The 14,055-nt window shown below is 63.9% G+C and carries 16 protein-coding genes; 9 read left to right on the forward strand and 7 right to left on the reverse strand.

Translation table 11 applies throughout. The annotated features are described in order from the left end of the window. Positions 1 to 44: 44 nt before the first annotated feature. Positions 45 to 827, reverse strand: coding sequence for an SDR family NAD(P)-dependent oxidoreductase (locus AC4NN3_RS15585; protein ID WP_491928003.1), 783 nt, complete (start codon positions 825 to 827; stop codon positions 45 to 47). A 98-nt stretch (positions 828 to 925) separates the two neighbouring features. On the opposite strand from AC4NN3_RS15585, the gene AC4NN3_RS15590 reads away from it, so the two are divergent. Beyond that, the gene (locus AC4NN3_RS15590; RefSeq protein WP_491928004.1) at positions 926 to 1,435 is read left to right on the forward strand and encodes a MarR family winged helix-turn-helix transcriptional regulator; all 510 of its coding nucleotides are present in this window, start codon (positions 926 to 928) and stop codon (positions 1,433 to 1,435) included. Between the two features lie 90 nt (positions 1,436 to 1,525). Here the strand turns inward: AC4NN3_RS15590 and AC4NN3_RS15595 are convergent, their stop codons facing one another. Continuing rightward, positions 1,526 to 3,130 (reverse strand): bifunctional metallophosphatase/5'-nucleotidase, encoded by a 1,605-nt coding sequence (locus AC4NN3_RS15595; protein WP_491928005.1) that lies wholly within the window; start codon positions 3,128 to 3,130, stop codon positions 1,526 to 1,528. Positions 3,131 to 3,416: 286 nt separating this feature from the next. Between AC4NN3_RS15595 and AC4NN3_RS15600 the strand changes: the two genes are divergently transcribed. Together AC4NN3_RS15600 and AC4NN3_RS15605 are read left to right on the forward strand one after the other, a co-directional pair. Then, the gene (locus AC4NN3_RS15600; protein WP_491928006.1) at positions 3,417 to 3,878 is read left to right on the forward strand and encodes a GtrA family protein; all 462 of its coding nucleotides are present in this window, start codon (positions 3,417 to 3,419) and stop codon (positions 3,876 to 3,878) included. A gap of 66 nt (positions 3,879 to 3,944) precedes the next feature. Further along, positions 3,945 to 4,592 carry a ThuA domain-containing protein gene (locus tag AC4NN3_RS15605; protein ID WP_491928007.1) on the forward strand — a complete coding sequence of 216 codons (648 nt, stop codon included), beginning with the start codon at positions 3,945 to 3,947 and terminating at the stop codon, positions 4,590 to 4,592. Positions 4,593 to 4,632: 40 nt separating this feature from the next. On the opposite strand, the gene AC4NN3_RS15610 is transcribed toward AC4NN3_RS15605, so the two are convergent. Both AC4NN3_RS15610 and AC4NN3_RS15615 read right to left on the reverse strand, forming a co-directional pair. Further along, the gene (locus AC4NN3_RS15610; protein ID WP_491928008.1) at positions 4,633 to 5,271 is read right to left on the reverse strand and encodes an NrsF family protein; all 639 of its coding nucleotides are present in this window, start codon (positions 5,269 to 5,271) and stop codon (positions 4,633 to 4,635) included. Then, a complete protein-coding gene (locus AC4NN3_RS15615; RefSeq protein ID WP_491928156.1) occupies positions 5,268 to 5,792 on the reverse strand; it encodes a sigma-70 family RNA polymerase sigma factor in 525 nt (174 codons plus the stop codon). The genes AC4NN3_RS15610 and AC4NN3_RS15615 overlap by 4 nt, the downstream gene beginning before the upstream one ends. Before the next feature lie 193 nt (positions 5,793 to 5,985). Here AC4NN3_RS15615 and AC4NN3_RS15620 point away from each other — a divergent pair, with 193 nt between their 5' ends. The 5 genes from AC4NN3_RS15620 to AC4NN3_RS15640 all read left to right on the forward strand — a co-directional run bounded on the left by AC4NN3_RS15620 (position 5,986) and on the right by AC4NN3_RS15640 (position 10,909). Then, positions 5,986 to 6,327: a hypothetical protein gene (locus AC4NN3_RS15620; protein ID WP_491928009.1), complete on the forward strand. Its 342-nt coding sequence runs from the start codon at positions 5,986 to 5,988 to the stop codon at positions 6,325 to 6,327. An 85-nt stretch (positions 6,328 to 6,412) separates the two neighbouring features. Then, on the forward strand, positions 6,413 to 7,261 hold the full coding sequence (locus AC4NN3_RS15625; protein WP_491928010.1) for a cytochrome b/b6 domain-containing protein: 849 nt from the start codon (positions 6,413 to 6,415) through the stop codon (positions 7,259 to 7,261). Continuing rightward, positions 7,258 to 8,058: a molybdopterin-dependent oxidoreductase gene (locus tag AC4NN3_RS15630; RefSeq protein ID WP_491928011.1), complete on the forward strand. Its 801-nt coding sequence runs from the start codon at positions 7,258 to 7,260 to the stop codon at positions 8,056 to 8,058. The genes AC4NN3_RS15625 and AC4NN3_RS15630 overlap by 4 nt, the downstream gene beginning before the upstream one ends. 351 nt (positions 8,059 to 8,409) lie before the next feature. After that, positions 8,410 to 9,951: a DEAD/DEAH box helicase gene (locus AC4NN3_RS15635; RefSeq protein ID WP_232846622.1), complete on the forward strand. Its 1,542-nt coding sequence runs from the start codon at positions 8,410 to 8,412 to the stop codon at positions 9,949 to 9,951. A 61-nt stretch (positions 9,952 to 10,012) separates the two neighbouring features. Further along, a complete protein-coding gene (locus AC4NN3_RS15640; RefSeq protein ID WP_491928012.1) occupies positions 10,013 to 10,909 on the forward strand; it encodes a 2-dehydropantoate 2-reductase in 897 nt (298 codons plus the stop codon). On the opposite strand, the gene AC4NN3_RS15645 is transcribed toward AC4NN3_RS15640, so the two are convergent. Further along, the gene (locus tag AC4NN3_RS15645; RefSeq protein ID WP_491928013.1) at positions 10,897 to 12,303 is read right to left on the reverse strand and encodes an alpha,alpha-trehalose-phosphate synthase (UDP-forming); all 1,407 of its coding nucleotides are present in this window, start codon (positions 12,301 to 12,303) and stop codon (positions 10,897 to 10,899) included. The genes AC4NN3_RS15640 and AC4NN3_RS15645 overlap by 13 nt on opposite strands. A 25-nt stretch (positions 12,304 to 12,328) precedes the next feature. Then, positions 12,329 to 13,102: a trehalose-phosphatase gene (gene otsB / locus AC4NN3_RS15650; protein WP_491928014.1), complete on the reverse strand. Its 774-nt coding sequence runs from the start codon at positions 13,100 to 13,102 to the stop codon at positions 12,329 to 12,331. A 169-nt stretch (positions 13,103 to 13,271) separates the two neighbouring features. Between otsB and AC4NN3_RS15655 the strand changes: the two genes are divergently transcribed. Next, positions 13,272 to 13,424: a hypothetical protein gene (locus AC4NN3_RS15655; RefSeq protein WP_491928015.1), complete on the forward strand. Its 153-nt coding sequence runs from the start codon at positions 13,272 to 13,274 to the stop codon at positions 13,422 to 13,424. Positions 13,425 to 13,427: 3 nt separating this feature from the next. Here AC4NN3_RS15655 and AC4NN3_RS15660 read toward each other — a convergent pair whose 3' ends face one another. Then, a complete protein-coding gene (locus tag AC4NN3_RS15660; RefSeq protein ID WP_491928016.1) occupies positions 13,428 to 14,051 on the reverse strand; it encodes a nucleoside deaminase in 624 nt (207 codons plus the stop codon). Positions 14,052 to 14,055: the final 4 nt, after the last annotated feature.

Below are 14,055 nucleotides of genomic sequence, written 5' to 3' on the forward strand. Positions count from 1 at the left end.
ATGGGTGCCTTGCGGCACCCATTTTTGTTTGCCCGCGTGACGGCTCAGGCGTAGCGCGGCGCCGGCTGGCCGTTCTGCGTGCCGGCGAAGAGTTTTGCGCGGGCCGCGTCGTAGCTGGTCCAGAGCTCTTCGTCGTGTACGGAGGGCAGGGTGACCTGCTCGCCGCGATCCATGCCGGCGAGACCGGCATCGACCAATTGCTCGGCTGTCATGAAGACTGAGGCATCGAAATTGTCGATCGATACGCCGGCCGTCTCATAGAAGTCGGTCACGGTGCCGGCCGGCAAGACGGCCTGCACCAGGACGCCATCTGCCCGGGCTTCTTCGGCCAGGCCGCGGCTAAAGGTGAGCACGAAGGCTTTGGTGGCGCTGTACAGCGCGCTCATGGGCGACGGAAAAAAGCCCATGACCGAACCGACATTGACCACCGTGCCGGCCTTGCGGGCGCGCATGCCGGGCAGGGCGGCGCGGCTGAGGCGCATGAGCGCCATGACGTTGAGGGTCAGGGTGGCAGCGGCATCGGCGTCGGACATGTCGGCGGTGGTGGCGAAGGGGCCCATGCCGGCATTGTTGACCAGCAGCGCAATGTTCTCGTCGCGGAGCACCTGCTCGACGCTGGCGATGCCGGTTTCATCGGTCAGGTCGGCGGCCAGGCTGCGCACGGCAACGCCATTGGCCTGCTCCAGTTCAGGGGCAAGGGCGGCCAGCTTTTCGGCGCGACGGGCGACGAGGATGAGATTATAGCCACGGGCGGCAAGGCGCTGGGCATAGACGGCGCCGATACCGGACGAGGCGCCGGTGATGAGGGCAGTTTTGGTCAAAGGCATGGTTTCACTCCTTTAGTTGAGTGCTCAACTATCTGGCGTGTGGTCGTGCCCTTGTCAATGGTGATGTACTCAACTATTTTTTGAGGAGGAGATCAAGCATGGCCAGGCAAGCGCCGCCCGATGTCGACAGCGTTGAACCTTTTGACCTGATGCACTGCACGCATACGGCGTTGCGACAGGCCTCGCGACAACTGACGCAGGTCTACGACAATGCCATAGCGCCGGCCGGGCTGACCTCGTCGCAGGCCATGCTGGTCAGCCGGCTCGATGAAATGGGTGGGGCGCCCGGCGGGACGGGCCCATCGCTGCAGGCTTTGGCCAAGCGCCTGTCGATCCAGATCTCGGCGCTGACCCACGCCTTGCGCCCGCTGGTGCGTGACGGCGTGCTCGAACTGCATGCCGATCCCAAGGATGGGCGGATCAAGCGCGCCGTGCTGACCGAGCAGGGCATGAAGCAGACCCGGCAGATGTATGAACTCTGGCAGGCGGTAAACCTGCGCATGGATGGCGTGCTGGGGGCAGGTACGGCGGCGGAGCTACGCGCGCTGGCGACGCAGGTTGCCTCGGCGGAGTTCCTTGCCGCCATGGGCGCGTCGGCAAAGGACTAGTGTGCCAGCTGCAGCCGACTGCTCCTGGTTGGTTGAGGCAGAAAGCAAAGGGCGCCCCCGAGGGCGCCCTTTCTTCAAGCAGGCTGGAGCCTATTGGATGACGGTGATGCGGCCGTCGGTATAGGGGGTGTATTCGCCGCCCTGCTTGGCGATGAAATCGGCCAGCACCTGCTCGAGCGGCGGGCCAAAGTCATAGGGATTGTCGCCTTCGGCGAAGGTGCCGTAGCCGTCGCCGCCGCCGCGCATGTAGTTGTTGGTCACAATGGTGTAGGTGGCTTCTTCATCGATCGGCGCCCAGCTGTCGCCGGAGCCGACCATGACGTCGCTGATGCGTTCGCCGGCCGGCTTGGCCAGTGTGTAGCTATACTTCAGCCCGGCGACCTGCGGGAAGCGGCCGGCCGCGTTCTCGATGTCGCTGACGCCGTTTTCCAGCGCATCGATGACATCGGCACCCGAGAGATCGACGGTGGCCAGAGTGTTGGAGAAGGGCAGGACGGTGAGCGCTTCGCCCATGGTGATCTCGCCCGCATCGATGGAGGCGCGCAGACCGCCGCCGTTCTGGATGGCGATGGTGACGCCCTGGTCAGCCACGCGATCGAGCATGGCGTCGGCCACCAGGTTGCCCATCTGGCATTCGACGGCGCGACAGGTTTCGCGGGCCCCGTCGATCGGTCCGGTGCTGGTACCGATGACCTGCTCCATCAGCCCGTTGATCGGCTCCTGCAGTTCAGCCAGGCGGGCGACATAGCCTTCGTCGGGAACGACCGAAGCGTCCATGATGATCGGCGCGCCTTCGGCGGCCGTGACCGTGCCCTCGTCATTCCAGGTGACGACGAGGTCGCCAAGATATTTGGCATAGGCACCAGCCGTGACCACAGGCACTTCCGTGCCTTCCGGCCCGGCAACCATGGTGGGGTAGGGACCGGCAGCTTTTTCGTCGGTGTTGGACAGGAGGGTGTGCGAATGGCCGCCCACCACCACGTCGATGCCGGGGACATTGGCGGCAATCTCGAGGTCATGGCTATAGCCCACATGGGTCAGCGCGATGATCTTGGTAACGCCGGCGGCGGTCAGGGCATCGACCTGAGCGCGCAGGCTGGTGAACGTATCCTCGAAGACGACATTGTCGCCGGGCGAAGAGGTTTCATCGGTATCTTCAGCCAGTACCGAGACGAAACCGACCTTGTCGGCGCCGAAGTCCATCACGAAGGTGCCGGGAATGCGGCCGGTCAGCAGGGGCTCGTTTTCGACATTGGTATTGCCGGAAATGATCGGGAACTTCACGGCGTCCAGCAGTTTGGCCAGTTCGGCTGGACCATCATCGAACTCGTGGTTGCCGACCGCCATCAGTTCGATGCCCAGGTCATTGGCGAACTCGGCGATGATCTCGCTGCGGTACTGGGTATAAAACAGCGAACCCTGGAACTGGTCGCCGGCATCAAGCAGCACGACATTCTGGCCTTCGAGCGCGGCGCGCTTGGCATCGATGGCGGTCTTGAGACGGGCCACGCCGCCAAAGCACTCGCCGGCCGCATCGGTTTCGGGATCACAGTTGGAATCGGTGCCGGTAATGGGGCCAAAGCGCGAATGAAAATCGTTGATATGGAGGATGTTCAGCGTAAAATCCGCGTAGGCCACGCTGGAAAATCCAGCGCAGAGGGTGAGCGCCGTGGCGCCGAGAAGCAGTTTTTTCATCCCTGTTTTCCTTGGTTTGCTTGACGTCCAATGCCGCAATGGCCAATCCCGTGCCGCCGTCGATTGGCGATATCGGAACAGTCCGCCACGTCCAGCGGGGAGTTAAGCAGTCTTTTGCGACAGTTAAAAGTGGACCTTTTGGTCAAACTGCCGGGCAGGCATGCGGCGACGTGGCTTCAACAAGCGTCAACCATGGAGCAAGAGAGTGTGCCGGCGTAACGCTCGCGAAAGCGGCTTGCGGCAAGATGGTTGGCACGAATGATGCCAGACAGGATTGGTCCGTTCCATGAGTGCAGCCCTGCATAGCCTGATGTTTGAAGCGCCGCGTCCCTTGCCGGTGCGCGCGCAAGGTGGGGGCGTGCTGCCCTTTATCGGGGTGGGCGCAGGCGGCGCGGCCGCTTTTGTCGTGTTGTCGAGCCTGCTGGTCTGGCTGCATACCGGCGTGGCCGACTGGCTGGTCAATACGGCCAGCTATGCCATGCTGATCGTGCCGGTCTATCTGCTGCATTACCGGTTTTCCTTTGCCTCGGCGGCCGGCCACGGCCAGGCACTGCCGCGCTATCTGGCGGTGCAGGGCATGGCGTTGCTGCTGGCGGCGGGTTTTTCCTATGGCGTGCACGAGATCGTGGCTTTGCCCACGGTACTGGCGTCGATTGCCGTGGTGGTACTGACGGCCAGCGTCAATTACGCGGTGCTGCGATTCTGGGCTTTTGCGCACCGGCCGGCGGTGGCAAGGCTGGCGATGTAGGCTTGGGGTTTCAATGCCCGGTCAGTCAGGTATTCTCCGCGTCGTCTGATTTGCGGAGTGTGCGGCATGAAGAGTGCTTTGATCGTTTACGGTGGCTGGTCGGGCCATGACCCCGAGGAATGTGCGGCCATCTATCGCCGCTGGCTGCATGAGGATGGTTATTCGGTGCGCATGGCGACGGAGACCAGCGCTTTTGCCGACCCGTCCATCCATGATCTGAGCCTGATCATCCCGATCTTCACGATGAGCAAGATCGAAAAGGCCGAGGTTGAGAACCTCACCAAGGCCGTCGCCGGCGGCGTTGGCCTGGCCGGCCATCATGGCGGCATGAGCGACGCGTTCCGCGACGCGGTGGATTACCAGTTCATGGTCGGCGGCCAGTGGGTTGCCCATCCGGGCAATATCATCGACTACACGGTCGATGTCGCCGACGCGGCCGACCCGGTGATGGAGGGGATCAAGTCATTCCCCTATACGTCCGAGCAATATTACATGCATGTCGACCCTTCCAACCATGTCCTGGCAACGACCACCTTTACCGGTGAGCATGCGCCCTGGATCGACGGCGTGGTGATGCCGGTGGTGTGGAAGCGGCTGCATGGCAAGGGACGCGTGTTCCACTCGACCCTGGGCCACCAGGCCAAGGAGTTCGAGCATGTCGATATGGCCACGATCATGCGCCGCGGCATGAACTGGGCAGCGCGGGAAGAATAGCGATAGACGTGACCTCCCCCTGAGCCGGGGGAGGCACGGACTACCAGCGCAGCAGGAGCCGGCCCAGCAGGGCGCCGAGGCCGGCTACGATGGCAATGCCCAGCGTGTAGAACAGCGCCAGAAACATCATGCCGTTTTCGCCGCAGGCGAAGGAGTAGATCCAGGCGCCCGTGCCGCCGGCAAAGAGGCCCGCAGCAAGGCCGGCCAAGGTCGGACTGGCCGGGGCCAGACGGCGCATTGCCAGCAGCAGGGCGAGCAGCACCGGCAGCGCCAGCACCACGATGCGCCATGGGCAGACCAGCGCCGTGCCGCCGATGACCAGTGGCATCATCTCGTCGGGCGCGGCACTGGCCAGCTGGAGCGTGGCGCCGACCAGCAGCAGGGCCAGCAAGATAGGAGCGGCCAGCCAGGGCCAGCGAATGCTCCCCTCCGGACGCGCCAGCGTCAGCGTTGCCACGCCGCCCAGTACAGCGAGCGCCAGAGTGTAGCCGAACTTGGTCCAGAACATCATGGTGCCCTGCGCCGTGGCGATATCCCCCCGCGTGCCCAGCCACATCAGCATGGCAAGGGCGGCGACGACCGCGCTGACCAGTACGGCACCCATGATCAGGCGCGGCAGGGCATTGGGGCGGACCGGCTTGAGGTCGGTGGCGAGACGAGCGATCAGGTCGTCGGTCATTTGTCGCCTCCGGCAAAGCGCGCGACCAGGGATTTGAGGCCGCGGTGAATGGAGACCTTGGCCGCGGTCTCGGTCATGCCATGGGCGGCCGCGGCCTCGGCAATGGTCGCGCCCTCGACATGGGTGCGGCGAATGAGATCGCTGGTGCGGGGCTGTATGCTGGCCAGCACGACGCCGAGATCGCGCCGGGCGGTCGCATCAGCATGGTCGTCGGCGGCAAAGATGGGCGCGTCGTCTTCCAGTGGCACCGTCAGCCGGATCGACTGGCGGCGGACGTGATCGACGAATTTGTGGTGCGCGATGGCGTGGAGCCAGGCGGTGAAGGGGCGGGCGCGATCATAGGTCATGCGGCGGGTATGAATGGCGAGCAGAGTTTCCTGCACGAGATCCTCCGCGTGCGTGGCAAAGGCGGGGGTCAGCCGCCGGGCGAAATAGGGGCGCAGATGCCGACCAAGTTCAGCGAGCAAAGCCCGATAGGCTGCCGCGTCGCCATCAAGCGACGCCAGCATCAGGCCGCGCAGCCGCGTTTCGGTCGGGTCAGTCTGCATTGTCCCTTCATTCGCTCCCTGCCCGACAATGGTTACATGGCCGCGCGGAAATTGGGAACGATCTCTTCGCGTTCACGAGCGCGTGATGCGGTAACGCTGTGTTCCGGGTCGGCGAATGGCAGGGCATCACCGCGCCAAGGGCGTGGCAACATTGTGGAGACAGGTCATGACGTTCGCGCTTCGCCCTCTTTCGCTCGCTGCCCTGGCGGCGGCAACCCTTACTCTGGCCCTTGCGTCACCCGGTTTTGCCCAGGATGCCATGGCCACCGATGCCATGCATGCGGACGCGATGGCGGCGGCCAACGACGTCATGGCGCCGATGAGCGACGCCGATTTCGAGCTCTGCCAGCAGCAGGCTGCGACGCTGAGCTTTCCCGAGGTCATGCGGGCCGCCATGCTGGCCTGCCACGGGCTGCACCAGGGCATGGATGTGATGGCGGCGATCGATGCGCTGGGCATGGACGACGCCATGATGGCCACCGATGCGATGGCGCCTGCCAAGCCATAACAATTCCGTGTTAAACCTCCTTTGTGCCGCCCGCAGCCGTTACTGCTGGGGCGGGCAGATGGTCCATGAGCGGCTGGGGTACAAGATGAGCGATTCAACAGCAGTGCCGGCCGGCAAGGGGCCGCTGATCTATCGCCAGTCGATCTGGACGCGGGTGACGCACTGGATCTGGGCGATCTGCCTGTTCTTCCTGCTGCTCACCGGCCTGCAGATTTTCAATGCGCATCCGGCGCTCTATATCGGGCAGCAATCCGGCTTTGAATTCGATAATGCCATTCTCGAGATCGGGGCGTTCAATACGCCGGCCGGGCCGGTGGGGCGCACCACCCTATTCGGGCAGACCTTCGAGACCACCGGCGTATTGGGCGTAAGCGGTTCGGCCGAACGGCCAAGTTTCGTCGCCTTTCCGGCGGCTGTCACCATTCCCTCGTTCCGCGATCTCGGTACGGGAAGGGTGATCCACTTCTTCTTTGCCTGGCTGTTTGTCGGCACGATGTTTGTCTGGTTCCTGGCCAGTTTCATCAATGGCCATATAGGGCGCGACATCCTGGTGCGGCCCACCGACCTGGCGGGCGTGCCGCGCGACGTGGTCGACCATGCGACGCTCAGGTTCAAGCATGGCCGCAGCTATGGGCCGCTGCAGCGCATCGCCTATTTCAGCGTGTTCTTCATTCTTTTCCCGCTGATCGTGCTGACGGGGCTGACCATGAGCCCGGGCATGAACGCGGCCTGGCCGTTTCTGCTCGACCTGTTCGGCGGGCGGCAGACGGCGCGCACGATCCATTTCGGCGTCATGGTGCTGCTGGTGGCCTTCTTTGTCATCCACATCATCATGGTGCTGGCGGCCGGTCCGCTCAACGAGCTGCGCTCCATGATCACGGGCTGGTATCGCGCCAGCCCGGGCACGCCCACCATCCAGGGAGACAAGCCATGAGCGTGAAACCGAGCAGCATCATTACGCGGCGCAATTTCCTGCGCGGTTCGGCGCTGGCTGGGTCAAGCCTGGTGCTGGCGGGTTGCAACCAGTTTGATTTCCTGGGCTCCAAGGAGAACCAGGTTCGCCAGGTGATGGAGCAGGCCAATGTGCTGACCTATAATGTGCAGCGTGCGCTGATCGGCGACCAGACGCTGGCGCGCACCTATGGTGCAAGCGAAATCCGCCAGGGGCAGCGCCCCAATGGCTCGACCGACCCGACGACGGCGGAATACACGTTTCTCAAGGCACAGGATTTTGCCAGCTACAAGCTCAAGGTCATCGGCATGGTGGAGCAGCCGCTCGAATTCAGCCTGGCCGAGCTTCGCAACATGCCGGCGCAGAGCCAGATCACGCGGCATGACTGCGTGGAAGGCTGGAGCTGCATCGCCAAATGGACCGGTACGCCGCTCGGACCGATCCTCGACATGGCCCGGGTCAAGCCGGGCGCACGCTTTGCCGTCTATCATTGTTTTGACAATATCCAGCGCACGCTGACCGGCGACATTCTCTACTATGAGAGCTCCGATCTGGTGGACGCCTATCATCCGCAGACTCTACTGAGCTATGGATTGAACGATCAGGTGCTGCCGGTGGCCAATGGGGCGCCGGTACGCCTTCGCATCGAGCGGGCGCTGGGCTACAAGCAGCCGAAATATCTGCACACGATAGAGCTGGTCGATGATCTATCGCGCTTCGGCAAGGGCAAGGGCGGCTATTGGCCGGACCTGGGCTATGACTGGTATGGTGGGATCTAGCCTCGGCGGCCAACCGCGACGCACACCCCCCATGCGTCGGGCGATCCCGAATTTCCTTGCTATTTCAGCGCGCCTCCCCCATTTATGCGCCATCGTCACCGGCGCATGGACCTTGAATGGATCCGCTGGCGCCAGAATGTGGTGACGGACTTCATCTCTTATCCCCTTGCGGTGAGCGGCGAAGTCAGCCCGGAAACTTCTGTCCGGGTTCGAGCCAGCACCCGCGCGATAATCCAAATCCTATCGCCCGATTGCATCTGTTGATCCGCCATTCGCACGTGCGACTGGCGATACGCGCTGCAGTGTTCTGCGCGCGGCGTAGCGCCAAGTCGGCGCAGAAAGACTAGTTCCTTGAACGACTTTATTTCCCTGGGCCTGCCCGAAATCCTGACTGACAGCCTGACTGCAGCCGGTTTCATCACGCCCACCAAGATCCAGCAGGAAGCCATTCCCAAGCTGCTCGAAGGCCGCGACATGATGGGTATTGCCCAGACCGGTTCGGGCAAGACGGCCGCTTTCGGCCTGCCCATCCTGGCTGGCCTGCTGACCCTGACCGGCCGGCCACGGCCGATGACCACGCGCGCGCTGATCCTGGCGCCGACGCGTGAACTGGCCGTGCAGATCGACGAAAACCTGCGCATGTTTGCCGGCTCCAAGATGAAGCTCGACACCGTGCTGCTGCTGGGCGGCGTGTCGCGCTACCATCAGGTCAAGCGCCTCGAACGCGGCGTCGACATCGTCGTCGCCACCCCGGGTCGCCTCAAGGACCTGATGGATGACGGCAAGATCAAGCTGGCCGAAACGCGCTGGCTGGTGCTCGACGAAGCCGACCGGATGCTCGACATGGGCTTCATTGCCCCCGTCCGTGCCGTGGTCAAGGCCATCGGCATGAAGCGCCACACCATGATGTTCTCGGCCACCATGGCACCTGAAGTCGCCAACCTGGCCAAGAGCCTGCTGCAGGAGCCCGTGCGGGTCGATGCGTCGGTGGCCGGTTCCACCGTGGTCAAGATCGACCAGCGCGTGATCCTCTCCGGTGCCAAGGCCAAGCGCGGCGTGCTTAATGAGCTGCTGGGCAGCGACGAAGAGAAGATGGATCGCGTGATCATCTTCTCGCGCACCAAGCATGGTGCCGACCGCGTCGCCAAGAACCTCGAAATCGACGGCCACAAGGCTGCCGCCATCCATGGCAACAAGAGCCAGAACGCCCGCCAGGCAGCCCTCAAGGGCTTTTCCAGCGGCGATGTGCGCATCCTGGTGGCGACCGATATTGCCGCCCGCGGCATCGACGTGCCCGGCATCACCCATGTGGTGAATTATGAACTGCCAGACGATCCGGAAAACTATGTGCACCGGATCGGCCGCACCGGCCGCAATGGCGCCTCCGGCTTTGCCATCACGCTGTGCGATGGCACCGAGCGCGGCAAGTTGCGCGATGTCGAACGACTCATCCGCCGGACCCTGCCCTATACCGGCGACCTGCACCTGGCCAATGAGACCGGCGTCGTGGAAGCCCCGCGTTCGGCCTACAAGAAGCCTTCGGGCGGTCGGCCGGGTGCCGGTCGTGCCCCCAACAAGAGCGCCCGCCCGGCGCAGGGCGATCGTCGCTCGCCCGCCGAGCGTCGTCCCTTTGCCGAATTCGGCAAGGAAAGCACGTCCAAGACGCCCCGTACGCGCCCTGTCGATGCGCCCCGCACGCGTCCGGCTGGCGAAGGCCAGCGCACCCGTCCGGTCGATGCACCGCGTAGCCGCCCTGAGGGCGGCCAGCCGGCTCGTGGCGTCCGTCGCGACATGGAAACCGGCAAGCCAATGGCGGCCAAGCCTGCCGGTGGCAAGCAACGCTGGGGCAAGCCGCAGAAGGATGCCGGCCGCGCTGCACGCAATGCCAGCTGATTTCAGCGAACACAATTGACAAAGGGCGGCCTCTTGGCCGCCCTCTTTTTTGGAGCAGAGCATGACGACAATTGCGGTCATCGGACCTGGCGCGATCGGCGGCACCATTGCGGCCTGGCTTGCGCAAAATCCCGCCTTTTCCGTCACCGTCTGTGCGCGGACAACCTTTGCCGACCTTGAGGTGAAGACGCCCAGTGGCACCATCGTTGCCCATCCCGAAGTGCTGACCAGTCCGGGGTCGGCCCGGGTTGTCGACTGGGTACTGGTGGCGACCAAGACCTATGACGTGGACGGGACCGGACCCTGGCTGGACCATCTGGTGGGCGCGGACACACGTGTCGCCATCATCCAGAACGGGGTGGAACATGTGCGGTTGTTCTCGCATCTCGTATCGCCTGAACGGCTGGTCCCGGTAATGATCAATCTGCCGGCGGCGCGTAGCGCACCGGGGCGGATGGTGCAGCAAAGGCATGGTATCATCGCCGTGCCGGCCGGAAAAAACGGCGACGATCTGGTGGCGCTGTTTGCCCATACCGAGATTGAGGCTCTGGCCGATCCCGACTTTCTGTCCCAGATCTGGATCAAACTATGCAGCAATAGCGCCGCCATTTTTCCGGCATTGACGCTGCGGGCGACCGGTCCGGTGTGGAATGCCGATGTCGAGGCGATCACCCGCGGCGTGGTCGAGGAATGCGCCATGGTGGGGCGGGCCGAGGGGGCGACCATTGCGCAAAGCGTGGTGGAATCCACCATCGAAAGCGCCCGCACCATGTCGGAGGGGACACGAGGCAGTTCTCTCCAGGTTGACCGCATGGCCGGCCACAGAATGGAAATTGACGCCCGCAACGGCGTCATCGTTCGACTGGGTGAAACGCATGGCATTGCCACGCCGATGAACAGGCTGCTGGTCACCCTGCTGGCGGCGTCGGGCAGTCCCTGGATCGTTCAGGCGACGTAAAGAATGTCGCGTGTGCCCGAGGCGGTGGCTGCGCTGGGGGGCGACAGGCGATTGAGGAAGCTGTGGGCCCAGTTGTCGACGCTATAGGTGCGGGCGGCCGCCATCAGCGTGGTCCAGCGGGTGATGCGCTCCTGCAGCGGCATGTCGAGGGCCATGCGCAGGGCTTCGGCAGTCTCGTCGGTGTCAAAGGGATTGACCAGAATGGCATCGGGAAAGATCTCGGCGGCACCGGCAAAGCGCGACAGCACCAGCACGCCAGGATTGGCCGGGTCCTGGGAACCGACATATTCATGGGCCACCAGGTTCATGCCGTCACGCAGCGGCGTCACGAGGCCGACCCGGGCCAGGCGATAGAGCCCGGCCAGGCTGGGCTGGCCATAGGCGCGCTTGACATAGGTGAGGGGCGACCAGTCGGGCTCGGCGAAGCGCCCCATGACGCGACCACAGATGGCGTCGAGCGTATCGCTGGTTTCCTGATATTCCTTGATGGTGTCGCGCGATGGCGGCGCGATCTGCATCAGATGCGCGGTGCGGCGGAAGCGGGCATCGTTGGCCAGCAGCTTTTCATAGGCTTCCACCCGCTGCGGCAGGCCCTTGGAATAGTCGAGCCGATCGACGCCCAGGATCAGCCGCTGCCCGGGCAGGACGCGTTCGACGCGCTTGATCATCTTGGTGCCGGCCGGGCTGACAGCCAGCTTGGCAAAGGCATCGGGATCGGAGCCGATCGGGAAGGCTGCGGTTTCGCTGCGGCTGAAATCGACCGAGCGCAGCGGATTGCCCGAAATCGAGGAGGGCGACTGGTGATCGGCAAATTCGGTGAAGGCGGTGACGTCACGATTGGCTTGCATGCCCACCAGGTCGTAGCGCGAGAGGTCGCGCATCAGTTCGTTGTGATGGGGAATGGCGTAGAGCGCGTCCGTGGTGGGGAAGGGGATGTGCAGGTAAAAGCCGATGCGGTTGCGGGCGCCCAGATTGCGCAATTCGCTGGCCAGCGGGATCAGGTGGTAGTCATGCACCCAGATGACGTCATCGGGTCGAAGCTGGGGCAGCAAAGCGCGGGCGAACTGCTGGTTGACGGCCCGATAGCCTTCATACCAGTGGCCCTCGATGGTCGCCAGATCGAGCCGCAGGTGGAAGCTGGGCCAGAGGATGGAATTGGAAAAACCGGCATAGTAGGCGTGGTGATCCGACCGGGTCAGGTCGATCTGGGCGATCGAAAGCCCGTCGATTTCCTCGAAATGGGCCTGCGGCGAGGGGGTTTCGACCAGCTTTCCCGACCAGCCGAACCAGAAGCCTTCGCGCTCGGCCAGCGTCTTGCGCAGGGCTACGGCCAGACCCCCGGCAGCCGGGCCCTTGCCCGGCGTGCGGTTCGAAACGACGATCAGTCTACTCATCCAGTGCCCCCACGGCTTTGTTCATTCAGTGCTTGGGTGCGAACTCCCGTTCACGTGCGGCGATGTCTCCCAGCCCCTGTAGCAGGGCGCGGACCGAGCCGACATCGGCGATGCGCATGCGGGCGACGGTATCGCCATCGCCCAGCTTGATGCCGACGCCCCCCAGCTCCTGGGCGGCAATGAACCCGTCCTCGTCGGTGACGTCGTCACCAATGAAGATCGGGGTTCGGCCGATGAACGGCTCCTCGAGCATGAAGGCGCGAAGGGCATCGCCCTTGCTCGCGCCGCGCGGGCGGGCCTCGAACACCATCTTGCCCGGCACGAGAATGAAGTGGTCGTGGCGCTCGACAATATCCTGCATGGCCTCGCGCACCGTGTCTTCGAGCGCCGGGGCCTGGCGATAATGCACCGCGACGGCGCCCTGCTTGGTTTCGAGAATGAGCGCGGGCTCAGCCTCGACGAGGGCCGCCAGAGCCTCGGCAATGGCTTCGGCGCCGGCCAGTGAGGCCGGGTCGACGGCTTCAAGTACGCCATCGGCGCGCCGGCGCTGGGTGCCATGGGCACCGGCAACGGGCAGCAGCAGGGGCGAGAGGAACCTGTCGATCTCGGCGATCTCGCGGCCCGTCAAAACCGCAAAGGCGGAGTTGAACTCGCGCGCTGTCTGCTCAAGGTTGTGGGCAAGCGAGGATGGCACGGCGACGCTGTCGGGCGTTTCGGCCAGTTCGACAAGCGTGCCATCAAAATCGGTGAAGATGGCGAGCAAGGGCGCCCCGGGGGCGCTGGTGTCGGTCTGTGGCATGGTGGGCCTCATGGGGACTGGTTCGGTACAGTAACGCACCAGTGCGGCATTGGTTCGGCGCAACCGGCCTGTCACATGGCTGGCATGCGGCTGCGGCTATTCTATCGTCGGCCGGATTGACCCATTGCTCAACCGGTCCATTGCGAACCAGCCGAGAGATCACCACGCCATGCGTTCCTTGTCCTTTCCCGGATTGAACAGACTGCCGCAATGGCTGGCGACAGTGCTGGTGGCGCTGGTGCTGAGCCTGTTGACCTTTGCGGCGTCGTTCGCCGAGGTACCCTATAGCGAATTCCAGCCCAGCGTAACCGCCACGCCCTGAGCCTCAGGCCAGCGGAATGCCCTTGCTGCCCTTGTCCTTCTGATAGACCGCCGAGGCTTCGGCGTAAAAGGCGCTGATATCGTCGAGCCGCGCCATCAGCGCCTCACGATGATCGCGGTCGAGCGCGGCGATCATCTGGATCAGGTTGTGGCTGGTCCAGAACTTGTTGACCCGGTTGTAGAGCGGCCGGTCTGGCGCGACGGCGCCAGTGCCTGGATCGGGGACGGCATAGACTTCCCTTAGGATGGCGATGTCGTGCGGGATGCCGAAGCTGTCGCGGGTGTCCTCGTAGCTGAACAAATAATAGAAATTGTCAAAGCCCGCCCAGGTGATGCCCGACAGGCAGAGCGAACAGGGCTCGTGGGTGGCGAGGAAAATGCAGTCCTTGGCCTCCGGCCGCTGGTCGGCGGGCAGCTCGTAGAAGCGCTTGATGGCGTGCATCTCGCCATGCCAGAGCGGGTTTTCCGTCTCGTTGTTGGTTTCGGCAATCACCACCGACAGGTCGGACTTGCGCAGGATGGCGGCGCCGAACAGCTTGTTGCCGGTACGGACACCCTGCTGGGTGCGGGCGGCAATGTCGGTCTGGATGACGTCGAACAGGCGGTCAACGAGGGCGGCGTTGGTCATGGGG

This window comes from Devosia sp. MDV22-iso42, assembly GCF_058629155.1.

Coding starts and splice junctions, on each gene's coding strand:
- AC4NN3_RS15585 (WP_491928003.1), bottom strand. CDS start 827: ATGCCTTTGACCAAAACTGCCCTCATCACCGGCGCCTCGTCCGGTATC.
- AC4NN3_RS15590 (WP_491928004.1), top strand. CDS start 926: ATGGCCAGGCAAGCGCCGCCCGATGTCGACAGCGTTGAACCTTTTGAC.
- AC4NN3_RS15595 (WP_491928005.1), bottom strand. CDS start 3,130: ATGAAAAAACTGCTTCTCGGCGCCACGGCGCTCACCCTCTGCGCTGGA.
- AC4NN3_RS15600 (WP_491928006.1), top strand. CDS start 3,417: ATGAGTGCAGCCCTGCATAGCCTGATGTTTGAAGCGCCGCGTCCCTTG.
- AC4NN3_RS15605 (WP_491928007.1), top strand. CDS start 3,945: ATGAAGAGTGCTTTGATCGTTTACGGTGGCTGGTCGGGCCATGACCCC.
- AC4NN3_RS15610 (WP_491928008.1), bottom strand. CDS start 5,271: ATGACCGACGACCTGATCGCTCGTCTCGCCACCGACCTCAAGCCGGTC.
- AC4NN3_RS15620 (WP_491928009.1), top strand. CDS start 5,986: ATGACGTTCGCGCTTCGCCCTCTTTCGCTCGCTGCCCTGGCGGCGGCA.
- AC4NN3_RS15625 (WP_491928010.1), top strand. CDS start 6,413: ATGAGCGATTCAACAGCAGTGCCGGCCGGCAAGGGGCCGCTGATCTAT.
- AC4NN3_RS15630 (WP_491928011.1), top strand. CDS start 7,258: ATGAGCGTGAAACCGAGCAGCATCATTACGCGGCGCAATTTCCTGCGC.
- AC4NN3_RS15640 (WP_491928012.1), top strand. CDS start 10,013: ATGACGACAATTGCGGTCATCGGACCTGGCGCGATCGGCGGCACCATT.
- AC4NN3_RS15645 (WP_491928013.1), bottom strand. CDS start 12,303: ATGAGTAGACTGATCGTCGTTTCGAACCGCACGCCGGGCAAGGGCCCG.
- otsB (WP_491928014.1), bottom strand. CDS start 13,102: ATGCCACAGACCGACACCAGCGCCCCCGGGGCGCCCTTGCTCGCCATC.
- AC4NN3_RS15655 (WP_491928015.1), top strand. CDS start 13,272: ATGCGTTCCTTGTCCTTTCCCGGATTGAACAGACTGCCGCAATGGCTG.
- AC4NN3_RS15660 (WP_491928016.1), bottom strand. CDS start 14,051: ATGACCAACGCCGCCCTCGTTGACCGCCTGTTCGACGTCATCCAGACC.